This is a genomic window from Pseudomonas sp. BF-B-30, from assembly GCF_019956305.1.
GTDB classification, from domain to species: Bacteria; Pseudomonadota; Gammaproteobacteria; order Pseudomonadales; family Pseudomonadaceae; genus Aquipseudomonas; species Aquipseudomonas jessenii.
In genome coordinates this window covers 114,921-137,083 of the sequence record NZ_JAHBDG010000077.1, presented here as the reverse complement: position 1 = coordinate 137,083, position 22,163 = coordinate 114,921, and the positions used below count along the sequence as shown (strand labels likewise).

Sequence of the window (22,163 nt, the reverse complement as noted above, 5' to 3'; positions counted from 1 at the left end):
GTGCTCGGCTCGGTACACTGTGGGAGCGAGCTTGCTCGCGATGGGCCAGTCGGCACACCACCGAATCGCCCATCGCCAACCCCACCTGCGCTTAGGTAGGATGACCCTCTCTATTCCCGAGATTTCACGTCATGTTCATCGGCGTCCTGCTGGTCATCACCTGGCTGATCCTGTTGCTGCGCTATCCGGCCAAGGCCTTGCCCGTATCCGTGGCCGCCGCCGTGGGGCTGGGCATCGTCGCCACCTGGGTCATCTGGATGGACCACCACGAACTCAAGCAACTGCAACGCCTGGAGTTGCGCATCAGTTACGCACCGCAGCAGTGTCCCGCCGACCGCCCATTGCAATTAACCCTGAACAACGGCAATGACGTGCCGCTCACTGAGTTGCGCTGGCGGGTCGCGGCTTATGCACCGGGCGATACGGTGAACCTGGCCGACAATCAATACACCGCCCCGCGCTATCGTGGCCCTGGTGAATTGCAGGCCGGTGGCAACTGGGAAGACTGTTTGCCGCTGCCGCCACTGCGCCCTGGCTACCGTCCGGAAACCCTGGAGTTTCGCGCCGAGCGATTGCAGGGTAGCTTTTCCGACTGATCCCTCCCCCCCCTTTTTGCACAAGGAATGCGCCATGCCCGTTGCGTTGATTACCGGTTGCTCCAGCGGCATTGGCCGCGCCCTTGCCGACGCATTCAAAGTCGCCGGATATGAAGTCTGGGCCAGTGCGCGCAAGACCGAAGATGTTGCCATGCTGAGCGCTGCCGGATTTACCGCCGTGCAACTTGACGTAAACGACGGTGTTGCCCTTGAGCAGTTGAGCGAGCGCATCAACCAGGAGCGCGGTGGTCTCGACGTGCTGATCAACAACGCAGGTTATGGCGCCATGGGACCGCTGCTCGATGGTGGCGTACCAGCCATGCAGCGCCAGTTCGAAACCAATGTGTTCGCCATCGTCGGCGTCACTCGCGCGATGTTTCCCGTGCTGCGCCGGACCAAAGGATTGGTCGTGAATATCGGCAGCGTTTCGGGTGTGTTGGTCACGCCATTCGCCGGCGCCTACTGCGCCTCGAAAGCCGCCGTGCATGCCTTGAGCGATGCCTTGCGCATGGAACTGGCGCCGTTCGGTGTGCGGGTCATGGAAGTCCAGCCGGGAGCCATCGCTTCCAGTTTCGCCAGGAATGCCGGGCACGAAGCCGAGCAACTGATCAGCGAACAGTCGCCATGGTTTCCGCTGCGCGAAGGCATACGCGCCCGGGCCAAAGCCTCTCAGGACAATCCGACCCCGGCCAGTGAATTTGCCGTCGGTTTGCTCAAGGCTGTGCAGCAGGACAAGCCACCGCGACTGATTCGCCTGGGCAATGGCAGCCGCGCGTTGCCGCTGCTTGCGGGTTTGTTGCCCAAGGGTTGGCTCGAGTCCGGGCTGATGAAGCGGTTCGGGCTGCGTGGGCAGCTCTGAGACCGCGTCGACACCTTCGCGAGCAAGCCCGCTCCCACATTTGACCGAGTTGTTCCTGAAGAAACACAATTAATTGTGGGAGCGGGCTTGCTCGCGAAGAGACCCGCACAGTCCCTACAAAACTTCAGGTAACTGCACAATGACCGACTACACCGAATACTTCGAAGAAGTGATCCAGGCCCACGTGGCTATCGAACAATGGCTGGCCGAAGAACGTGACGCGTGCGAGCTCGAAAAACTGCTGACACGTTTTTCGCCGCAGTTCTCCATGGTCTCGCCGCTCGGCCGGGTGCTGGACTTTGACGCGCTGAACGAATTGTTCTCGCTGGCGGGTGGCAAGAAGCTCGGGTTCCGCATCGAGCTCAGTGAGTTGCGCGGTATTGCGTTGCATGACGGTGGCGCGACCGTGAGTTACCGCGAACAGCAGACCGATGCCACCGGACTGCACTCGGATCGTCGCTCGACCGTGGTGTTCGAGAAGGTGGAAGGCAGAATTCTTTGGCGGCATCTGCAAGAGACCTTCTGCTGAACACGACGACGATCAACTGTAGGAGCGAGCCTGCTCGCGATCGACGTCAACGATAACGCGTGCATTCTGAATACACGCGGCGCGCTCTGGTTCATCGCGAGCAGGCTCGCTCCTACAGGGGAATGGGTTATGCCCCATCACCTTGCTTGACCACCACCGTACACGTAATCCCCGCCGCCAACAGCACCCCCTCCGGCACTTCATCGATGTGAATCCGCACCGGCACCCGCTGCGCCAAACGCACCCAGTTAAACGTAGGGTTCACATCGGCAATCAGCTCTCGGCTCTCCGGGTTGTCGCGGTCGTAGATGCCACGCGAGATGCTTTCCACGTGGCCCTTGAGTACTTCGCCGCTCATCAGTTGCATGTCGGCCTTATCACCAACGCGCACGTGGGGCAGCTTGGTTTCTTCGAAGAAGCCGTAGACCCAGAACGAGTTCATGTCGACCACGGCCATTTTAGCCTCGCCGATGCGCGCGTAGTCGCCGCGATGCACGTTGAGGTTGGTCACGTAGCCATCCACCGCCGCGCGCACTTCAGTGCGTTTCAGGTTGAGCTCGGCAGCTTCCAGTTGCGCCTGGGCCTGCTGGTAATCGGCCAGGGCCGAGTCGGCGAGGTTACTGGCGTCGTCACGGTTTTCCCGGGAGATCACCAGGTTGTCCATATCGGCGCGACGATGGGCGTTGACCTTGCGCATCTCCCAGGTCGCCTTGCGCGATGCCACCAGACTCTGTGCCTGTTTCACTGCGAGACGGTAGTGCTCGGGGTCGATCTGCATCAGCAAATCGCCCTTCTTCACCAACTGGTTGTCGCGCACCGGCACGTCCACTACTTCGCCGGTGACGTCGGCGGCGACGTTGATGATATCGGCGCGCACGCGGCCATCGCGGGTCCATGGCGTGTTCATGTAGTGCTCCCACAAGGAGCGGCCGATCCACAGCGCGAGGGCCAGCACCAGCAAGGTCGCGAGCAGGCTGAAAAACTTTTTCATCGGGGCATTCTTCAGAGATAGAGAGTCAGTGATAGAGAGTCAGTGATAGAGAGTCAACGGTAGACAGTCAGCGCCAACGCGCCGAACAGACAGGTAAACAGGCTCAAGCGCAGCAACGCCGGATGCCAGAAAAAACGGTACAGGTCGAACCCGGACAGGAACCGGTCCAGCGCCCAGGAAAGCGCCGCGGCGATGAAAAACATCAGGGTCATGGTCGGCATGTACACGCCGTGGAAGGCGATTTCACGAGGCATGTTCAAGTCCTTGGGGCTGGCTGTTTGCGAAGGCGGCGAGCGGTGATTGCGGATCGAGCAGAGAGGTGCGGATGAAGTGCAGGTAGCTCTTCACCCGGCGCAACGCCGAGGTATCGAAGTGCGGGGCGAAGGGTTCGTCGGTGGACTGCACACGGCTGATCGCGTGATCGACGGCAATCAGCGCGCGTTCGAGATTGCTGCTGTTCGGTTGCAGGAACAGCCGCACCAGTGCACGCCCCATCACCCGGATCGCCTGGCGCCACGGCTGGGATTCGGCATAGGCCGGATGCACCGGCAAAATCGCCTGTTCCTTGCGCAACTCGATGATCGCGTGGCCGACTTCCAGCACTACGAACATCCAGCGCAGCAAGTCCCGCTGCACTTGCGGTTGGCCCGCCGCGAAGCCGTAGGCCTGATGCACCAGATCGCGGGTGCGGCTTTCGAAACTCGACGCCAGACCCTTGAGCTTGCCGCTGATGGCGTACACCACCTGGCCGCGTAAATCCTGCTCCAGCCGACGCCACAGCCAGCGGCTGTTGGGCGGCAGAATGATCGCCCCGGCCGCTGCACACACCAGCATGCCCAGCACCATGGCGATGTAGTCGTTGATGAAGGTGTAGGGGTTGTAGACCGTGAGGTTGTCCGGCACCGAACCGGTGCTGAAGAAGATCAGCAAACCCAGGCCGACGCCGACGTATTGCGGCCGCGAAGTCAGGAACGAGCCCAGTACGATCACCGGCGCGAGCATCACGCACAGCAACGGAAATCCGTCGATCCACGGGAAAATGAAAAACATCTCCACGAAGCCGATCAGCGCCCCGAGCAATGTCCCGCACGCCATCTGAAAGGCCATGCGTTTCGGGTTCGGGGTGGCGGCGGACAGGCCCACCGTCGCGGCGGCAATCAGGGTCATGGTCGCCCCGCTCGGCCAGGCGGTTGCCACCCAATAGCTGCCCAATACCGCCAGAATGAACGCTGCGCGAATTCCCGATGCTGCCGCTGCCATCCAGTTGGTTTGCGGGGTGAACGGCTCGTCCCAGCGCTCCCGTTCGTGACTGTGATCGGCCAGGGAGGCGTGGGTCTGTGCATAACCGTGCAAGTCGTCGACGAAACGATAGAGCAGCTCGTACGCGGTGTGGAAATCCAGTTGCTCGGCATCGCTCGGATTGTGCTGCTGGAACGTTGCCCGCAGACAGCGCACTCGCGCCGGCAAACCTTCCTTGTAGGCGCTCAGCACCGCGACCAGGCGTGCCGCATCGGCGCTGGTCAGGGCACGTCCGCTGAAGCCGTCGAGCAACTCGGCGAGGTCCTGCAGACCCGGCTTGATGGCCGCCACCACGGTGTCCGCCGCGCTGCTGCGCAAGCGTTCAAGCAACTGGTGCAAGGCATTGAAGCGCGTGGTGATGCCCATGAACTCACTGTTCAAGCGACTGAGCCGGCCATTGCGTCGACGCATGTGCGGGTCTTCGAACACCGTGACACTGCGCAAGCCTTCCAGGCCCACGGCTTCGGCGATGAAACGCACGTTACCGGCCTCGAACGCCTCCCGCCGGCTGCGTCCGCGCAAGCCATCGGTGACGAACAGGGCGAACACGCCAAAGCGCTGATACAAGGCATTGCGCATCGCCGCGCTAGCCGATTGCGGCAGGATGGCGGCACTGATCAGGGTCGAACAGAGAATGCCCAACGAGATTTCCAATACCCGCCAGACCGCCGCCATGAACGCGCCATCCGGGTGGGCCAACGCGGGCAAGCCGACCATCGCCGCGGTGTATCCGGCGAGGACGAAACCGTAGGCGCGGAAGTTGCGGCAGCGGGCGGCGCCGGCCGTGCAGATACCGACCCAGATCGCCAGCGAACCGAGGAACAACTCAGTGTTCTGCGCAAACAGGGCGATCAGCGCGACCATCACCGCCGAACCGGCCAGGGTGCCGAGAAAACGATAGAAGCTCTTGGCGAACACCTGGCCGCTTTGCGGCTGCATGACGATGAACACGGTGATCATCGCCGTACGCGGTTGCGGCAGCTCCAGGCGCATGGCCAGCCATAACGCCAGGAATGCCGCGAACAGCACCTTGAAAATGTAGACCCAAGTCACGCCGTCGCTGCGTGCCCAGTCGAAGAAACCCCGGCGCCATTCCAGGGAGTACAGCCAGCGCAAAGGGGCGGGCAAGGGAGTCATGAAATCCTGCTCAATAAAAATAAGGTCAGACTCAGGACCTGTGGGAGCGGGCTTGCTCGCGAAGAGGGAGTGTCAGTCAGCATTTTTTCCGCCTGACAAACCGCTTTCGCGAGCAAGCCCGCTCCCACAGGGTTCGTGTTCAACGCAAAAGGCTCGGGGTTTTCGGCACTTGAGTCTCTTCGGCGTTCGGCACGTCAATACCGGCACCGAGACCACCGCCCAACGCCGTCACCAGTTCGGCATGGGCACTGAGGCGCGCCGCCTGAACCTGCTGCTGCACTTGCTGCTGCTTGAACAACAAGGTCTGGGCATTGAGCACGTTGAGGTAGTCGGTCAGGCCACGCTGGTAGGCGATCATCGCGATGTCGTAGGTCTTCTGCGCAGTGGCCACCGACTCGGCGGCGAACGCCTGCTGTTTGTCCATGGACTCGCGGCGGATCAACTGGTCGGAGATGTTTTTCAGGGCGTTGACCAGGGTCTGGTTGTACTTGGCCACGGCGATGTCATACCCGGCCGAGGCTTCGCCCAATTCCGCGCGCAAGCGCCCGCCATCGAAGATCGGCAACGAAATCGCCGGCCCCACGCTGTAGTTGAGTTTCTTGCCGGTCAAGAACTCCAGGGCTCCACCGCCGGTGGCCATGTAGCCAAGGCTGCCGACCAGATCGACGTTCGGGTAGAAACCGGCATGGGCGACATCGATTCCCCGCGCCTGCGCCGCCACTTGCCAGCGGCTGGCGACCACGTCCGGGCGTTGACCGAGCAATTGTGCCGGCAGCGACGACGGCAGCTTCAATGGCGCACCCAGTGACAGCGTTGGCCGCTGCAACTGCGCGCCCTCCCCCGGGCCCTTGCCGGCGAGGGCGGCGAGTTGGTTGCGGCTCAAAGCGATTTCTTCGTCGAGGGCGTCGATCTGACGATGGGTTTCCGGCAACGGTGTTTCAGCTTGGCTGACTTCGAAATGGGTGCCGATGCCACCGTCCAGACGCTTTTGCGCCAGTTCGAGAATCTGCTGTTGCTGCTTCAAGGTCGCTTCAACGATGTCCCGCTGGGCGTAATGCAACGACAACTCGATGTAGACCCGTACGATGTTGTCCTGCAATTCGAGCTGGGCCTGACGCGCTTCGGCAACGCTCATGTGCGCCATATCCACGGCGCGCTCGGTGGCATTGCTTTCGCGGCCCCAGAGGTCGAGGGCATAGCTCAAACCCAGCGCTGCGTTATTGTCCCAGGTGGTGCTGTTGGCCAGCTCACCAGGGCCATAGAACTGGTCGGTAGGCCAGTTGTGACGCTTGAGGGTGGACTCGCCATTGATCTGCAGCGATTCGGCCGCTTCGGCCACGCCGGCCATGGACCTGGCCTGACGCACCCGGGCGGCGGCCATGGCCAAGGTCGGGCTGTCTTGCAGGGCGAGGTCGATCCAGCGATTCAGTTGCGGGTCGCCGTAGGCTTGCCACCATTGTGCGGTGGGCCAGTGGGCATCCTGCGCGGCGCTCTGGATCGCTTCGTCGGTAGCCAGTGAATTGGCCTCCAGCGCCTTGCCCTGTGGGGCAATACCTCCGGTTCCGATGCAGCCGCTGATTGCCAGGGTTAAAGCCAAAACACTGAGCGGCTGAAGCGCTCTGCTGATGCGACGCGGCACTGCTGCGATTTCCTGAAATAGGGGGAGGTACGAGATTTTCTGGAAACTGGAGTTCCGCTTTTGTGGGAGCGGGCTTGCTCGCGAAAGCGGTACATCAGTCGACATTGATGGTGAATGTCAGACCGTCTTCGCGAGCAAGCCCGCTCCCACAGGTTATGCGGTGGGTCGAGCCCCGGTTCCCCAAGTTGCGCAATTCTATGGGGCGGCCTGAATGGCGATAAGCTGGGATTCCTGTGAATCTTTGTTACCGTTAACGAGATAATCCTTAAGTCTGGGGTCTCAGACTCTGAAACTTCGTGTCACAATTTGCCATCGCACACGAGAGCCCCCCATGGACACTTTGCAAAACATGCGCGCCTTCAGTTACGTGGCCGAAGCCGGCAGCTTCACCGCCGCCGCCGTGCAACTGGACACCACCACGGCCAACGTCTCGCGCGCGGTCTCCAACCTGGAAGCCCACCTGCAAACCCGCCTGCTCAACCGAACGACCCGCCGCATCGCCCTGACCGAAGCCGGCAAGCGCTACCTGTTGCGCTGCGAACAGATCCTGGCCTACGTCGAAGAAGCCGAAGCCGAGGCCAGCGACGCCCACGCACGCCCGGCCGGGCAACTGAAAGTGCACACCATGACCGGCATCGGCCAGCACTTCGTGATCGACGCCATCGCCCGCTACCGCAAGACCCACCCGGACGTGACCTTCGACCTGACCATGGCCAACCGCGTGCCGGACCTGCTCGACGAGGGTTACGACGTGTCCATCGTCCTCGCCAGCGAACTGCCAGACTCGGGTTTCGTCTCCCAGCGCCTGGGCATTACCTACAGCATCGTTTGCGCCTCGCCGGCCTACGTCAAAGCCAACGGCTGCGCACAAAAACCCAGCGACCTGCTCAACCACGCCTGCCTGCGCCTGGTCAGCCCGGTGATTCCGCTGGAGAAATGGGCCTTCGACGGCCCTGATGGCCAGGAAATGGTCACCATCAACAGCTCACCCTTCCTGGTGAACTCCGCCGACGCGATGAAAACCGCGATCATCAGCGGCATGGGCGTTGGGGTGCTGCCGCTGTACGCCGCGATAGAGGGCCTGCGCAACGGCACACTGGTGCGCGTGATGCCCAACTACCGCTCCCAGGAACTGAACCTGTATGCGATCTACCCGTCGCGCCAGTACCTGGATGCGAAGATCAAGACCTGGGTCGAGTATTTGCGTGGATCGTTGCCTGAATTGCTGGCGGCGCATCAGGCGGAATTGGCGGCGTATGAATTGAGCGGGAGTCTGGGTGGGGTTCGGGTGGCGAATTGATGGATGCCCGAGCCCGGCTCATATCAGATTGATCCCTTGTGGGAGCGAGCCTGTTCACGATGGCGTACTCACATTCAAATCTCTGTGAGCAGATACACCGCTTTCGCGAGCAGGCTCGCTCCCACAGTTGGATTTGCATCAATCTGCCAGAAATTGGCCGGCTGTCAGGCCGCCTTCGCGAGCAAGCCCGCTCCCACATTTTGAATTATGCACGGTCAGGAAAATCAGGCCGGCCGGTAGGCCGCCTCGCTTTTGCTTTTGCGGTACACGCCCCCTCGAGAGGCTGAGCGCAGGTTCTGCGGAGTGGGCAACCCGGCATGGATGCCGGGTTAGCCGCCCCCGGCCATGGATGGCCGATGGCGGCGGGCCCACGGAGCAGGACCGGAGCGAGGGCACCCTGAGCCTAAGCGAAGGGCCGAACGTCAGGGGCAAGAGCCCTTGGTTACTTGGGGCTTTTCCAAGTGACCCGCCGTAAGGGCGGAACCGATAGCCGCCGTGACCGAAGAAACGGATATGCACACGGTCACCCACAACATGGTCGGCCCAGAGGCCGCCAAGACCAAACCAAACCGCAAACTGACAGCGCCGTCAGTTAGCCGTCACCCTCCTGACCAGCAAACAGGTTTATAAAGGAAACTACCTTACCCACCTACCGACCACCCAGCCCCGGCGCCCCACTCGCATGCGAATCCAGAAAAAATCCGCCCTGCTCGTCGCCCTTCTGATCGTCCTGGCAGCGCTGGGCCTGTGGTACGCCACCAAACCGGCCAAGGCCAAACTCGCCACCCCCACCGCCATCCCGGTGCGCGTGGTCGCCGTCGCCGAAAAAGACGTACCGCGCTACGTCAGCGGCATCGGTTCGGTACTGTCCCTGCACAGCGTCGTGGTCCGCCCGCAAATCGACGGCATCCTCACCAGATTGCTGGTCAAAGAAGGCCAACTGGTGAAAAAAGGTGATCTGCTGGCCACCATCGACGACCGGTCGATCCGCGCCAGCCTCGACCAGGCCCGGGCACAACTGGGCGAAAGCCAGGCGCAACTGCAAGTGGCGCTGGTCAACCTCAAGCGCTACAAGCTGTTGAGTGTCGACGATGGCGTGTCCAAGCAGACTTACGACCAGCAACAAGCCCTGGTCAACCAGCTCAAGGCCACCGCCCAAGGTAACCAGGCCTCGATTGACTCCGCCGAGGTACAGCTTTCCTACACACAAATTCGCTCCCCGGTCAGCGGTCGTGTCGGCATTCGTACCGTCGACGAAGGCAACTTCCTGCGCATGACCGACACCCAAGGCCTGTTCACCGTGACCCAGATCGACCCGATCGCTGTGGAATTCTCCCTGCCGCAGCAAATGCTGCCGACCCTGCAAGGCCTGATCAACGACCCACAGCACGCCCGGGTCAAGGCCTACATCGGGGCCGACACCGACGGCGAAACCGGCAACCTGCTCGGCGAAGGTCACCTGACCCTGATCGACAACCAGATCAACGCCAACACCGGCACCATCCGCGCCAAAGCCGAATTCGACAACGACGCACAGAAACTCTGGCCGGGCCTGCTGGTGACGGTAAAGATTCAGACAGCCCTGGATAAAGATGCGCTGGTGGTGCCGCCGACAGTCGTACAACGCGGCCTCGACCAGCACTTCGTGTACCGGGTCAATGGGGACAAGGTCGAAGCCGTGCAGGTGCAGATGGTCTATCAAGGCAGCGGCCAGGACATCATCAAGGGTGTGAAGCCGGGTGATGTACTGGTCAGCGATGGTCAGTCGCGGCTCAAGCCCGGCGCTACTGTGCAAGTGCTGACCGAGCCACCTCAGGTGGTGCGATCGGAGGCGGCGCAATGAAGGGCCATGGTTCGATTTCAGCCTGGTGCATCGACCACCCGGTGGCCACGGTCCTGCTGACGTTCGCCCTGGTGCTGCTGGGTGTCATCGCGTTTCCGCGCCTGCCGGTAGCGCCGTTGCCGGAGGCAGAATTCCCGACCATCCAGGTGGCCGCGCAACTGCCCGGCGCCAGCCCGGAAACCATGGCTTCCTCGGTGGCCACGCCCCTTGAAGTGCAATTCAGTGCCATTCCCGGCGTAACCCAGATGACCTCGAGCAGTGCACTGGGCTCGACCAACCTGACCCTGCAATTCACCCTCGACAAGAGCATCGACACCGCCGCCCAGGAAGTGCAGGCGGCGATCAACACCGCCGCGGGCAAACTGCCCAAGGACATGCCGAACCTGCCGACCTGGCGCAAGGTCAACCCGGCCGACAGCCCGGTGCTGATCCTCAGCGTCAACTCCTCGCTGATGCCTGGCCCTGAGCTCAGCGACCTGACGGAAACCCTGTTGTCCCGTCAGCTCAGTCAGGTGGACGGTGTAGGCCAGGTCGTCATCACCGGTCAGCAGCGTCCGGCGATCCGTGTCCAGGTGTCCGCCGACAAACTCGCCGCCATCGGCCTGACTCTGGCGGACATTCGCCTGGCGATCCAGCAGACCAGCCTCAACCTGGCCAAAGGGGCGCTGTACGGCGAATCAAGCATTTCAACCCTGTCGACCAACGACCAGTTGTTCCACCCCGACGAATACAGCCAGTTGATCGTTTCCTACAAGGACGGTGCACCGGTTCACCTCAAGGATGTCGCGAAAGTCGTCAACGGTTCGGAAGATGCCTACGTTCAGGCCTGGGCGGGTTCGCAACCGGGCGTGAACCTTGTGATTTTCCGCCAGCCAGGCGCCAACATCGTCGAGACCGTGGATCGCATTCAGGCCGCGCTGCCGGCGCTGCAAGCGATGTTGCCCGCCTCGGTGCAGGTCAAGGTGTTGATCGACCGCACCCAGACCATCCGCGCCTCGCTGCACGAGGTGGAAATCACCTTGATGATCGCTGTGATGCTGGTGGTGGCGGTGATGGCGCTGTTCCTGCGCCAACTGTCGGCCACGCTGATCGTGTCGGCAGTGCTCGGTGTGTCGCTGATCGCCAGCTTTGCGCTGATGTACGTCATGGGCTTCAGCCTGAACAACCTCACGCTGGTGGCGATCGTGGTCGCCGTGGGCTTTGTGGTGGACGATGCGATCGTGGTGGTGGAGAACATTCACCGGCATCTGGAGGCCGGCGACGGCATGCGCGAGGCGGCGATCAAGGGCGCCGGCGAGATCGGATTTACCGTGGTGTCGATCAGTTTCTCGCTGGTGGCGGCGTTCATTCCACTGCTGTTCATGGGCGGTGTGGTCGGCCGACTGTTCAAGGAATTCGCCCTGACCGCCACCTCCACCATCATGATTTCGGTGGTGGTTTCGCTGACGTTGGCACCGACCCTCGCTGCGCTGTTCATGCGCGCGCCCGTGCATCATGCCCACGACAAACCGGGGTTCGGTGAGCGCCTGTTGACGTGGTACGAAAAAGGCCTGCGCCGTGCCCTCGCCCACCAGAAATTGATGATCGGCGTGTTCGGTTTGTCCCTGGGGTTGGCGGTCGCCGGGTACATCTTTATCCCTAAAGGTTTCTTCCCGATTCAGGACACTGGCTTTGTTCTCGGTACCACCGAAGCAGCTGCGGATATTTCCTACGGCGACATGGTGAAAAAACACCTGGTGATGGCCGAAATCGTCGCCGCTGATCCTGCGGTTCAAGCATTTTCCCACTCGGTCGGCGTCTCGGGCAGCAACCAGACCATCGCTAACGGTCGCTTCTGGATCGCCCTTAAAAAACGCGGCGACCGTGATGTTTCGGCCAGCGAATTCATTGACCGGATTCGCCCGCAACTGATGAAAGTCCCGGGCATCGTCCTGTACCTGCGTGCAGGGCAAGACATCAACCTCAGCTCCGGCCCGAGCCGCGCCCAGTACCAATACGTGCTCAAGAGCAACGACGGTGCGACCCTCAGTACCTGGACCCAACGCTTGACGGAAAAACTGCGCAGCAACCCGGCGTTCCGCGATATTTCCAACGACCTGCAACTGGGCGGCAGCATCACCCACATCAGCATCGACCGTAGCGCCGCTGCACGTTTCGGCCTCACCGCCAGTGACGTCGACGAAGCCCTGTACGATGCTTTCGGCCAGCGTCAGGTCAATGAATTCCAGACCCAGATCAACCAGTACAACGTGATCCTGGAACTGGATACAAAGCAGCGCGGCAAGGCCGAAAGCCTCAACTACTTCTACCTGCGCTCGCCCCTGAGCGGGGAAATGGTGCCGCTGTCGGCCCTGGCCAGGTTCGATGCGCCGACTGTCGGCCCGCTGTCCATCGCCCATGACGGGATGTTCCCCGCCGCCAACCTGTCGTTCAACCTGGCCCCCGGCGTGGCACTGGGCGATGCGGTGATCATGCTCAACCAGGCCAAGGCCGACATCGGCATGCCGACCGCCATCAGCGGTAATTTCCAGGGCGCGGCCCAGGCGTTCCAGAGCTCGCTGGCCAGCCAGCCATGGCTGATCCTTGCGGCGCTGTTGGCGGTGTACATCATTCTCGGCGTGCTCTACGAGAGCTTCGTGCACCCGCTGACGATCATTTCGACCTTACCTTCGGCGGGCCTCGGCGCGGTGATCATGCTGTGGATTTGCGGCCAGGACTTTTCCATCATGGCCTTGATCGGACTGGTGCTGTTGATCGGTATCGTCAAGAAGAACGGCATCCTGATGATCGACTTCGCCCTCGAAGCGCAGCGCAATGGCGGAATGTCGCCCGAGGACGCAATTTTCAAGGCCTGCATCACACGGTTCCGGCCGATCATCATGACCACCCTCGCCGCCCTGCTCGGCGCTCTGCCGTTGATGCTCGGCTATGGCACCGGTGCCGAGCTGCGCCAGCCCCTGGGGATCGCGGTGGTCGGCGGTTTGCTGGTGAGCCAGGCGCTGACGCTGTTCACCACACCGGTCATATACTTGTGGCTTGAGCGGCTATTCCATCGACCTAAACCTGCGCCAGAACCGGTGCTGGCGACCACAGACTGAGGCGGGGTCATGCGCGTTCTGATTATCGAAGACGAAGAAAAAACCGCGGATTATCTACATCGCGGCCTGACGGAACAGGGTTTCACCGTGGATCTGGCCCGCGATGGTGTGGAAGGTCTGCACCTTGCGCTAGAGAGCGACTACGCGGTGATCGTCCTCGACGTCATGCTACCGGGCCTCGACGGCTTCGGTGTGTTGCGCGCCCTGCGTGCGCGCAAGCAAACCCCGGTGATCATGCTCACCGCCCGCGAGCGTGTGGAAGACCGCATCAAGGGCTTGCGTGAAGGCGCCGATGACTATCTGGGCAAACCGTTTTCCTTCCTTGAACTGGTGGCACGCCTGCAAGCGCTGACCCGGCGCAGCGGCGGTCATGAACCGGTGCAAGTGAGCATCGCCGACCTGTGGATAGATTTGATCAGCCGCAAGGCCACCCGCGCCGGTACACGCCTGGACCTGACCGCCAAGGAGTTCTCGCTGCTCAGTGTACTGGCCCGGCGCCAGGGTGAAATCCTCTCGAAAACCGCCATTGCCGAGATGGTCTGGGACATCAATTTCGACAGCGACGCCAACGTCGTCGAAGTCGCGATCAAACGCCTGCGGGCCAAGCTCGACGGGCCGTTCGAAGAGAAACTGCTGCACACCATTCGTGGCATGGGTTATGTGCTGGAGAGCCGTGGTGTCCAGTAATTCCATCGCCCTGCGTCTGAGCGCAATGTTCACGCTGGTGGCGCTGCTGGTGTTCCTGCTGATTGGCTGGGCGCTGTACCAGCAGGTCGACAAGGGCCTGGGCCTGCTGCCAGAAGCCGAACTCGATGCGCGCTACAGCGTGCTCGAATCCACGGTCGGCCGTTACGGCACGCCAGAGCACTGGGTGAAGATCAACAACAAGCTCAACCTGCTGAGCGAAGAAGACAAGCGCATCAGTTTCTGGATCATCAGCGGCGATCCACACTACGAATACGGCAACCTGACCTCGCAGATCCGTGCCTTTGCCCAAGGCCCGCTGGGTACGCGCGACATGCATCTGCCGGAGCACCCGTATCCGCTGAAAGTGCTGGTCAGCGAGTTCCCGGCCAAGGACCAGCGCCCAGCGTTGCGCTTCATGATCGCCATCGACACCGAAACGTTTTTCCATACCCAGCATCACCTGCTGGTCGCGCTGATCAGCCTGGCGATTGTCGGTGTGCTGCTGGCCTCGGCACTGGGTTATTGGGTGGCGCGGATCGGGCTCAAGCCGCTGATCAAACTGTCCCAGGAAGCCCAGCGCCTGGCCCCGCCGTTGCGCTCGGGGCGCTTGCGATTGTCACCGTTGCCGCCGGAACTCGATCAATTCGCCAGCTCGTTCAATTCGACCCTGGAACGGGTCGAGCAAGCCTACTCGCGCCTTGAGTCATTCAACGCCGATGTCGCCCACGAACTGCGCTCGCCACTGACCAATCTGATCGGCCAGACCCAGGTCGCATTGACCCGCGGGCGCTCCGCCGAGCATTACTTCGAAGTGCTGCAATCGAACCTCGAAGAGCTTGAGCGACTGCGCTCGATCATCAACGACATGCTGTTTCTCGCCAGCGCCGATCAGGGCAGCAAGGCGACCAAGCTCACCTCAACCTCGCTGGCCGACGAGGTGGCCACGACCCTGGAATATCTGGATTTCATTCTCGAAGACGCTCAGGTCCAGGTTGAGGTCAGTGGTGACGCGCAGGTGCGCATCGAGATCGCCCATCTGCGCCGGGCATTGATCAACTTGCTGAATAATGCGGTGCAGCACACCGCGCCCGGACAGGTGATTCAAGTGCGGATCGAAACCCAGGAGCATCAAGTCAGCATCGGCGTCGCCAACCCGGGTTCGCCGATTGCCAACGAACATCTGCCGCGCCTGTTCGAACGCTTCTACCGGGTCGATGCGTCGCGTAGCAACAGCGGCCACAATCACGGTCTGGGGCTGGCCATCGTCAAGGCAATTGCGTTGATGCATGGCGGCGATGTGTTCGTGCGCAGTGATCATGGGATGAATACTTTCGGGATTCATCTTCCCGTCTGAAACCCTCTCCTTTGTGGGAGCGAGCTTGCTCGCGATGCAGGCGACTCGGTGCAACTTCTGAACCGAGGTGATGCTATCGCGAGCAAGCTCGCTCCCACATTGGATTGGGTTGAACACATATAAGCGGCCAATCAACTATTGCCATAAGCGCAACAGTCCTTTCATGAATCCGCTCTTTTTCCCCTCGCCTCATATCCTTATCTTTGCCCGCACCAAACAGCACTTGCCAAGCAAGAAGGTTTTAAAAATGTCCAACAGTATGGGTATTGCCAGCGCTTTCGTTTTGTCCTCTTTGTTCCTGTCGCCATTGGCGATGGCGGAAGAATCGCAGACTTTCGTCGCGCATAACGCCGCACGCGCTGCAACGTTCGAAGAGCATCAGATCGAGATGACGGCCAAGGCTGCTCAAGACTCCCAAGCCCCGCAGGCATCCAGCATCCAGGCCCAGCCACTGGCCGAGAAAGACAGCTGATCCGCACCGATCACTCCCGTTTCCCTCGACACTTTTCATCGGCTCTTCCCTTTGAGAAGTTGTCTTCAAAGCCGCTGCTGTCAGCGGCTTTTTTTATAGTGGCGACTCGGCCTTCATTGCAATTTGCGCAACGAAAGTCACTGACGCCCACACCCAGGATCAATCGTTCGAGCAACGGGAACGATTCACTCGGCTGCTACGTTTATGCAACTACGCTTAGAGCGTCCCTTTAGCGAACGTCAGCCCTATGACCGCAAGCCGCACTGCACATTTTCAAGGCCCGACCGGGCGACCCGAGATCATGGTGATCTTCGGCAGTACCCTGACCGTCATCTCGATCCTGTGCATCGTCACTTTCCTGCTGATCCGCGAACACGCCTACGCCCAGCAGACCGCCACACGCAGCGCGACCACCATTGCGCAACTGATCGATACCGATGTCCTGCGTACGGTCGAGCTCTATGACTTGACCTTGCAGGGCCTGATCGCCGCCGCCCAACGGGACGACCTTAAACAGGTTGCACCGCAGATCCGTCATCTGGTGCTGTTCGACCGCTCCACCACTGCGCGCTACAAGGGCGACATCCTGCTGCTGGACAAGCACGGCGACGTGCTGGCCGACTCATCATTGATCGAACCGAAACCGGGCAACTTCGCTGACCGCGATTATTTCCTGGCCCATGCCTTCAATCACGACACCGGCATGTTTATCAGCCGACCGTTCAAGCCACGCTGCGACTGCGATGACAGCGACGAATGGCGCATCAGTTTCAGCCGGCGCATTTCTTCGCCCACGGGTGAGTTTGTGGGGGTCGCGGTGGCGTCGATGCGCATGAGCTACTTCGACCAACTGTTCAACAGCCTCGACATCGGCAACGGCAGTACGCTGGGCATCATTAACGATGACGGGATCCTCCTGGCGCAGAAACCGTACCGGGAGCAAAACGCCATCGGCAAAAGCTTCTCCAGCCGTCCCAACGTCGCACGCATGCTGCGCGAGCGCAGTGGTACCTTTGAAAGCGTGTCGAGTGTCGATCATCAACGGCGCCTGTACACCTTTACCCGGGTCGGCAATCTGCCGCTGACCGTCATCGTGGCCCTTTCCATCGACGAAGTGTTCGCCACCTGGAACCGCACGGCCTATGTGATCAGCGGTGCAACAGGGGTCTTGTGCATCGGCCTGTTGTGGCTGACCTGGCTGCTCTGCCGCGAGCTGCGACGGCGCCAAAGTGCCGAGCAGGAATTGGCGCAACTGGCGGCCACCGATGCCTTGACCGGCGTGGCCAACCGTCGATCCCTTGATCAGACCCTGCGCCATGAATGGTTTCGTGCGCAGCGCAGTGGCAGGCCGTTGTCGTTGCTGATGATCGATGCCGATCACTTCAAGGCCTTCAATGACCGGCACGGGCATCAGGCCGGCGACGAAGCCTTGCGGGCGTTGGCCGGGGTCCTGCGCGCCAATGTCCATCGCCCGACGGATCTGGTGGCTCGCTATGGCGGCGAGGAGTTTTCGGTGATCCTGGCCGAAACTGACAGTGAAGGCGCGAAGCAGATCGCCGAGCACATCCGCGAGGCGGTGCAGAAACTGCCACTGGTGGACGTCGGTGGACCGCCGATGAGTGTGAGTATCGGTATTGCCACCTGGACGGCGGCCAGCGATATCAACCTGGAGCAATTGCTGTTCAGTGCCGACAAGGCGCTGTATCAGGCCAAGGAAGGGGGGCGTAACCGGGTGGTTTGTGTCGAATAGGATTTTCATTGGATGGGAGGACGCCATCGCGAGCAAGCTCGCTCCCACAGGGGAATGCAATCAACTGTGGGAGCGAGCTTGCTCGCGATGAGGCCAGCCCAGGCACTACAAACTTCGGACATAAAAAAAGGCCACCCGAAGGTAGCCTTTAAAAACTAGAGAGGTTTTTTGCTTACACGGCCGCAACCGGGCGCATGTAAGAGATCGGTGCAGTGCTGGCGTCTTCGAACGTCACGACTTCCCAGGCATCTGTCTGCTCAATCAACTTGCGCAGCAGCTGGTTGTTCAGTGCGTGGCCGGACTTGAAGCCCTTGAACTCACCAATCAGGCTATTGCCCAGCAGGTAGAGGTCACCAATTGCATCGAGAATCTTGTGCTTCACGAATTCGTCTTCATAGCGAAGGCCGTCTTCGTTCAGTACGCCATCGGCGTCGACCACAATAGCGTTTTCAACGCTGCCGCCGAGTGCGAGGTTGTGCTTGCGCAGGTACTCGATATCACTCATGAAACCGAAAGTACGGGCGCGGCTGACTTCTTTTACGAACGAAGTGCTGGAAAAATCCACGCTTGCACTTTGGGTGCGGTCCCGGAAAACCGGGTGATCGAAATCGATCTCGAAGCTCACCTTGAACCCTTCGAAAGGGACGAAAGTGGCGCGCTTGTCGCCGTCTTCCACTGTCACTTCACGCAGGATGCGGATGAATTTCTTGGCGGCGTCCTGTTCTTCCAGGCCTGCCGATTGAATCAGGAATACGAAGGGTCCAGCGCTACCATCCATGATCGGGACTTCGGACGCGGAGAGCTCGACGTAGGCGTTATCGATGCCCAGGCCAGCCATGGCCGAGAGCAAGTGCTCTACCGTGTCCACTTTGACGTCGCCATTTATCAGCGTGGTCGACATAGTGGTTTCACCGACGTTTTCCGCGCGGGCAGGAATTTGCACCACAGGGTCGAGGTCAGCGCGACAAAACACAATGCCAGTGTCGACAGGCGCAGGCTTGAGGGTCAGGTAGACCTTCTCCCCGGAGTGCAGGCCTACACCTGTGGCACGGATAATATTTTTCAGTGTGCGTTGTTTAATCATGGCTTGGGCCGCTTCAGCGCAAATTGCGAACTGGTATCAACAAAGGCTGGCGATGATAGCAGACCACGCCTTTGCTGAACACCAATCACCTTCATAGCCCTGATACATTCCATCAATCGGCCTGACGACGCAGGAAAGCCGGGATGTCCAGGTAGTCCAGATCATCTTGCGGATTCATCTTCGCGGCAGTCGCAGCACCGGCCTGAGCCTGGTTGCGCATGACGGTCGGACGGTCCAGGTCACGGTAGTTCACCGCTGGAGCTTCCTGACGAACAGGGGCCTGTTGTTGTGGCTGTGCAGCCATCGAAGTGTGAACGGTGTTGTCGATGACCTTCACAGGCTTCTCGATTTTAGCGCCCAGACCTGTGGCAACGACAGTCACGTGCAGCTCGTCGCGCATGTCCGGATCGATAACGGTACCGACCTTGACCATCGCGTGCTCGGAGGCGAATGCCTCGATGATGCTACCCACGTCGGAGTATTCACCCAGGGACAGATCCGGACCGGCGGTAATGTTCACCAGGATGCCGCGAGCGCCTTGCAGGTTCACGTCTTCCAGCAGCGGGTTGCGAATGGCCGCTTCGGTCGCTTCACGTGCACGGTTCGGACCGCTGGCGCAGCCAGTGCCCATCATCGCCATGCCCATTTCACTCATCACGGTACGCACGTCGGCGAAGTCGACGTTGATCATGCCCGGACGCTTGATGATGTCGGAGATACCGCGGACGGCACCGGCCAGTACATCGTCTGCCTTGGCGAAAGCCGACAGCAGGCTGGCGTCTTTACCGAGGATGGTCAGCAGCTTCTCGTTGGGAATGGTGATCAACGAGTCGACGCTTTCGGAGAGCATGCGGATGCCTTCGTCGGCGATCTGCATACGCTTGCGGCCTTCGAACGGGAACGGACGGGTCACGACCGCAACGGTCAGGATGCCCATTTCCTTGGCCACTTCGGCGATGATCGGCGCAGCACCGGTACCGGTACCGCCGCCCATGCCAGTAGTGATGAACACCATGTTGGTGCCGGCCAGCACTTCGGCAATGCGCTCACGGTCTTCCAGAGCGGCTTGACGGCCGACTTCAGGGTTGGCGCCAGCGCCCAGGCCCTTGGTCACGCCGGTGCCCAGTTGCAGGATGGTCCGCGCGCCGATGTTTTTCAGCGCTTGAGCATCGGTGTTGGCGCAGATGAATTCGACGCCTTCGATGTTGCTCTTGACCATATGGTTGACAGCGTTGCCGCCGCCACCGCCGACACCGATAACTTTGATTACCGGGCTTGCGGGGATGTTGTCTACGAGTTCGAACATTTTCCCTCTCCTTTACATTCTCTAGTTTTTTCGCCTACTGCGTGCTTCGGTGTAACGGTATTGCGGTAAATCTTCAGAAATTGCCCTGGACCCACTTCTTCAGGCGGTCCAGCAGCGGAGCCTGTGGCTCTTCGTTGCTGTAGCTGTCGCGACTGCCGATGCCCGAGAACGAGATGCCGTCGGACTGCTTCTGCAGGCCGTACATCAACAGGCCGACGCCGGTGGAATAGATCGGGTTGCGTACCACGTCATCCAGACCTTTCACGCCGTGAGGCACGCCCAGGCGCACCGGCATGTGGAAGATTTCCTCGGCCAGTTCGGTAGCGCCTTCCATCTTCGACGTACCGCCGGTCAGCACGATGCCGGCCGGGATCAGGTCTTCGTAGCCACTGCGGCGCAGTTCGGCCTGGATCAGCGTGAACAGTTCGTCGTAGCGCGGCTCGACCACTTCGGCCAAGGCCTGGCGGGACAGCTCACGCGGTGGACGGTCGCCAACGCTTGGCACCTTGATGGTTTCACCGGCACCGGCCAGTTTGGCCAGGGCACAGGCGTAGCGGATCTTGATTTCTTCGGCGTACTGGGTCGGAGTGCGCAACGCCATGGCGATGTCGTTGGTCACCTGGTCACCGGCAATCGGGATCACCGCGGTGTGACGGATCGCGCCTTCGGTGAAGATCGCGATGTCGGTAGTACCGCCACCGATGTCCACCAGGCACACGCCCAGCTCTTTCTCGTCATCGGTCAGTACCGAGTACGCGGAAGCCAGTTGCTCGAGAATGATGTCGTCGATTTCCAGACCGCAGCGGCGCACGCATTTTTCAATGTTCTGTGCGGCGTTGACGGCGCAGGTGACCACGTGGACCTTGGCTTCCAGACGTACGCCGGACATGCCCAGCGGTTCGCGGACGCCTTCCTGGTTATCGATTACGTAATCCTGCGGCAGGGTGTGCAGCACGCGCTGGTCAGCCGGGATCGCCACGGCCTGGGCCGCGTCGAGCACGCGCTCAAGGTCCGCCGAGCTGACTTCGCGATCACGAATCGCCACGATGCCGTGGGAGTTCAGGCTGCGGATGTGATTACCGGCCACGCCGACGAACGCCGAGTGAATGCGGCAACCAGCCATCAGCTGCGCTTCTTCGATGGCGCGCTGGATCGATTGCACGGTGGACTCGATGTTCACCACCACGCCTTTTTTCAGGCCACGGGACGGATGGGTGCCGATCCCGACGATTTCCAGCGTGCCGTCGTCCGCGACCTCGCCCACCAGCGCCACCACCTTGGAGGTGCCGATATCGAGACCGACGATCATTTTGCCGCTTTGCACGTTTGCCATGGGTCCTGCCTCTTCTTAATTCTTCGCGACAGCGGGTTGGGCTGCCGTGGGCGCTACAGGTTCCCGCCAGCCAACAGCGAGGCCGTTGGCGTAGCGCAGATCGATGCGCGCAATGTTCGTAATCTGTTCTTTGAGCGTCTTGTCATAGATGGCGATGAAACGGCGCATCTTTTCCACCTGGTTGCCGCGTCCCAGCAGCAGTTCTATCCCGGGACCCGCACTGCCGGGGCCGGTGGTCAGGAACCAGCTGCCGCGATCACGCAGTTCGAGGCGTGCAATCGAGAAGCCCAGCGGCCTGAGCATCTGGCTCAGTACCTGGTATTGCTGCATCACTTGCTGCTGAGCCCGCTGTGGGCCGAACAGCTGTGGCAGGTGTTCATAGTTCGCCAGCTCGCGCGGGGTGAAGGCCTGGCCCTGGTTGTTCAACAGCGACTCGTCGCCCCAACGGGCCACGGGCAGTTGTTCTTCCAGGCGGATCACCACTTGATCCGGCCACACCCTGCGCACTTCGGCGTGGGCAATCCATGGCATCTGTTCCAGCTCGGTGCGCATGCTCGCCAGGTCGATGGTGAAGAAGCTCGACGCCACGTAGGGGGCGATCCGCTGCTGCACCGCTTGCTGGCTGATGTAACTCAGGTCGCCCTGCACGTTGATCCTGGTGATCGGCCTGTCGGCATACGGCAACAACCGTGTCGCGCCTTCGTAAGTACCGAACCCCAAAGCCACCAGCAGTACCGGCCAGAACAACGCTTTGAGAAAACCGAAGTTGGCTTTCGGCAGGCGCGCGGACATCGGCTCTTTGGCCACCATTCGGCTGGCACCCCGCGGTACCGGCTTGCGGCCGATCGGTGCGGTGGGCTGATGTCTGAGCTGAGCGCCTTGCATG

18 protein-coding genes are annotated in these 22,163 nt (G+C 61.0%); 10 read left to right on the top strand and 8 right to left on the bottom strand.

Going from position 1 to position 22,163, the window contains the following annotated elements; translation table 11 throughout:
* Nucleotides 1-131 precede the first annotated feature (131 nt).
* The 3 genes from KGB29_RS26565 to KGB29_RS26555 all read left to right on the top strand — a co-directional run bounded on the left by KGB29_RS26565 (nucleotide 132) and on the right by KGB29_RS26555 (nucleotide 1,984).
* Nucleotides 132-596 carry a hypothetical protein gene (locus KGB29_RS26565; RefSeq protein WP_057713377.1) on the top strand — a complete coding sequence of 155 codons (465 nt, stop codon included), beginning with the start codon at nucleotides 132-134 and terminating at the stop codon, nucleotides 594-596.
* Between the two features lie 34 nt (nucleotides 597-630).
* Nucleotides 631-1,455, top strand: a complete 825-nt coding sequence (locus KGB29_RS26560) for an SDR family oxidoreductase (protein WP_057713376.1) — start codon at nucleotides 631-633, stop codon at nucleotides 1,453-1,455.
* A 139-nt stretch (nucleotides 1,456-1,594) separates the two neighbouring features.
* On the top strand, nucleotides 1,595-1,984 hold the full coding sequence (locus KGB29_RS26555) for a DUF4440 domain-containing protein (RefSeq protein ID WP_102671009.1): 390 nt from the start codon (nucleotides 1,595-1,597) through the stop codon (nucleotides 1,982-1,984).
* A 127-nt stretch (nucleotides 1,985-2,111) separates the two neighbouring features.
* On the opposite strand, the gene KGB29_RS26550 is transcribed toward KGB29_RS26555, so the two are convergent.
* The 4 genes from KGB29_RS26550 to KGB29_RS26535 form a co-directional block, all read right to left on the bottom strand.
* Complete coding sequence (locus KGB29_RS26550; RefSeq protein ID WP_057395860.1) at nucleotides 2,112-2,975, bottom strand: HlyD family secretion protein; 864 nt, start codon at nucleotides 2,973-2,975, stop codon at nucleotides 2,112-2,114.
* Nucleotides 2,976-3,028: 53 nt separating this feature from the next.
* Nucleotides 3,029-3,229, bottom strand: a complete 201-nt coding sequence (locus tag KGB29_RS26545) for a DUF1656 domain-containing protein (RefSeq protein WP_090457594.1) — start codon at nucleotides 3,227-3,229, stop codon at nucleotides 3,029-3,031.
* On the bottom strand, nucleotides 3,219-5,411 hold the full coding sequence (locus tag KGB29_RS26540) for an FUSC family protein (protein ID WP_150814293.1): 2,193 nt from the start codon (nucleotides 5,409-5,411) through the stop codon (nucleotides 3,219-3,221). The genes KGB29_RS26545 and KGB29_RS26540 overlap by 11 nt, the downstream gene beginning before the upstream one ends.
* A 139-nt stretch (nucleotides 5,412-5,550) precedes the next feature.
* On the bottom strand, nucleotides 5,551-7,050 hold the full coding sequence (locus tag KGB29_RS26535) for an efflux transporter outer membrane subunit (protein ID WP_150814292.1): 1,500 nt from the start codon (nucleotides 7,048-7,050) through the stop codon (nucleotides 5,551-5,553).
* A gap of 331 nt (nucleotides 7,051-7,381) precedes the next feature.
* Between KGB29_RS26535 and KGB29_RS26530 the strand changes: the two genes are divergently transcribed.
* From KGB29_RS26530 to KGB29_RS26500, 7 genes are all read left to right on the top strand, one after another.
* Nucleotides 7,382-8,350 carry a LysR family transcriptional regulator gene (locus tag KGB29_RS26530; protein ID WP_150814291.1) on the top strand — a complete coding sequence of 323 codons (969 nt, stop codon included), beginning with the start codon at nucleotides 7,382-7,384 and terminating at the stop codon, nucleotides 8,348-8,350.
* 682 nt (nucleotides 8,351-9,032) lie between these two features.
* Nucleotides 9,033-10,193: an efflux RND transporter periplasmic adaptor subunit gene (locus KGB29_RS26525; RefSeq protein ID WP_057713371.1), complete on the top strand. Its 1,161-nt coding sequence runs from the start codon at nucleotides 9,033-9,035 to the stop codon at nucleotides 10,191-10,193.
* A complete protein-coding gene (locus tag KGB29_RS26520) occupies nucleotides 10,190-13,291 on the top strand; it encodes a multidrug efflux RND transporter permease subunit (RefSeq protein ID WP_150814290.1) in 3,102 nt (1,033 codons plus the stop codon). The genes KGB29_RS26525 and KGB29_RS26520 overlap by 4 nt, the downstream gene beginning before the upstream one ends.
* Before the next feature lie 9 nt (nucleotides 13,292-13,300).
* Entirely contained in the window at nucleotides 13,301-13,978 is a 678-nt protein-coding gene (locus tag KGB29_RS26515; RefSeq protein ID WP_056726212.1) for a heavy metal response regulator transcription factor, read from the top strand.
* On the top strand, nucleotides 13,968-15,332 hold the full coding sequence (locus KGB29_RS26510; RefSeq protein ID WP_150814289.1) for a heavy metal sensor histidine kinase: 1,365 nt from the start codon (nucleotides 13,968-13,970) through the stop codon (nucleotides 15,330-15,332). Before KGB29_RS26515 ends, KGB29_RS26510 begins: the two co-directional genes overlap by 11 nt.
* A gap of 247 nt (nucleotides 15,333-15,579) precedes the next feature.
* Nucleotides 15,580-15,804: a hypothetical protein gene (locus KGB29_RS26505; protein ID WP_057713368.1), complete on the top strand. Its 225-nt coding sequence runs from the start codon at nucleotides 15,580-15,582 to the stop codon at nucleotides 15,802-15,804.
* A 247-nt stretch (nucleotides 15,805-16,051) separates the two neighbouring features.
* The gene (locus KGB29_RS26500) at nucleotides 16,052-17,554 is read left to right on the top strand and encodes a sensor domain-containing diguanylate cyclase (protein WP_150814288.1); all 1,503 of its coding nucleotides are present in this window, start codon (nucleotides 16,052-16,054) and stop codon (nucleotides 17,552-17,554) included.
* Between the two features lie 172 nt (nucleotides 17,555-17,726).
* On the opposite strand, the gene lpxC is transcribed toward KGB29_RS26500, so the two are convergent.
* The 4 genes from lpxC to KGB29_RS26480 all read right to left on the bottom strand — a co-directional run bounded on the left by lpxC (nucleotide 17,727) and on the right by KGB29_RS26480 (nucleotide 22,162).
* Complete coding sequence (gene lpxC, locus KGB29_RS26495; RefSeq protein WP_007916984.1) at nucleotides 17,727-18,638, bottom strand: UDP-3-O-acyl-N-acetylglucosamine deacetylase; 912 nt, start codon at nucleotides 18,636-18,638, stop codon at nucleotides 17,727-17,729.
* 112 nt (nucleotides 18,639-18,750) lie between these two features.
* Nucleotides 18,751-19,944: a cell division protein FtsZ gene (gene ftsZ, locus KGB29_RS26490; protein ID WP_008016708.1), complete on the bottom strand. Its 1,194-nt coding sequence runs from the start codon at nucleotides 19,942-19,944 to the stop codon at nucleotides 18,751-18,753.
* A 73-nt stretch (nucleotides 19,945-20,017) separates the two neighbouring features.
* Nucleotides 20,018-21,277, bottom strand: a complete 1,260-nt coding sequence (gene ftsA, locus KGB29_RS26485) for a cell division protein FtsA (protein WP_007989901.1) — start codon at nucleotides 21,275-21,277, stop codon at nucleotides 20,018-20,020.
* Nucleotides 21,278-21,292: 15 nt separating this feature from the next.
* Nucleotides 21,293-22,162 carry a cell division protein FtsQ/DivIB gene (locus KGB29_RS26480; RefSeq protein WP_150814941.1) on the bottom strand — a complete coding sequence of 290 codons (870 nt, stop codon included), beginning with the start codon at nucleotides 22,160-22,162 and terminating at the stop codon, nucleotides 21,293-21,295.
* Nucleotide 22,163 lies beyond the last annotated feature (1 nt).

Bases quoted from the DNA above. Each gene is read 5' to 3' on its own strand.
- KGB29_RS26565 (WP_057713377.1), top strand. From the start codon at position 132: ATGTTCATCGGCGTCCTGCTGGTCATCACCTGGCTGATCCTGTTGCTG.
- KGB29_RS26560 (WP_057713376.1), top strand. From the start codon at position 631: ATGCCCGTTGCGTTGATTACCGGTTGCTCCAGCGGCATTGGCCGCGCC.
- KGB29_RS26555 (WP_102671009.1), top strand. From the start codon at position 1,595: ATGACCGACTACACCGAATACTTCGAAGAAGTGATCCAGGCCCACGTG.
- KGB29_RS26550 (WP_057395860.1), bottom strand. From the start codon at position 2,975: ATGAAAAAGTTTTTCAGCCTGCTCGCGACCTTGCTGGTGCTGGCCCTC.
- KGB29_RS26545 (WP_090457594.1), bottom strand. From the start codon at position 3,229: ATGCCTCGTGAAATCGCCTTCCACGGCGTGTACATGCCGACCATGACC.
- KGB29_RS26540 (WP_150814293.1), bottom strand. From the start codon at position 5,411: ATGACTCCCTTGCCCGCCCCTTTGCGCTGGCTGTACTCCCTGGAATGG.
- KGB29_RS26530 (WP_150814291.1), top strand. From the start codon at position 7,382: ATGGACACTTTGCAAAACATGCGCGCCTTCAGTTACGTGGCCGAAGCC.
- KGB29_RS26525 (WP_057713371.1), top strand. From the start codon at position 9,033: ATGCGAATCCAGAAAAAATCCGCCCTGCTCGTCGCCCTTCTGATCGTC.
- KGB29_RS26520 (WP_150814290.1), top strand. From the start codon at position 10,190: ATGAAGGGCCATGGTTCGATTTCAGCCTGGTGCATCGACCACCCGGTG.
- KGB29_RS26515 (WP_056726212.1), top strand. From the start codon at position 13,301: ATGCGCGTTCTGATTATCGAAGACGAAGAAAAAACCGCGGATTATCTA.
- KGB29_RS26505 (WP_057713368.1), top strand. From the start codon at position 15,580: ATGTCCAACAGTATGGGTATTGCCAGCGCTTTCGTTTTGTCCTCTTTG.
- KGB29_RS26500 (WP_150814288.1), top strand. From the start codon at position 16,052: ATGACCGCAAGCCGCACTGCACATTTTCAAGGCCCGACCGGGCGACCC.
- lpxC (WP_007916984.1), bottom strand. From the start codon at position 18,638: ATGATTAAACAACGCACACTGAAAAATATTATCCGTGCCACAGGTGTA.
- ftsZ (WP_008016708.1), bottom strand. From the start codon at position 19,944: ATGTTCGAACTCGTAGACAACATCCCCGCAAGCCCGGTAATCAAAGTT.
- ftsA (WP_007989901.1), bottom strand. From the start codon at position 21,277: ATGGCAAACGTGCAAAGCGGCAAAATGATCGTCGGTCTCGATATCGGC.
- KGB29_RS26480 (WP_150814941.1), bottom strand. From the start codon at position 22,162: ATGCAAGGCGCTCAGCTCAGACATCAGCCCACCGCACCGATCGGCCGC.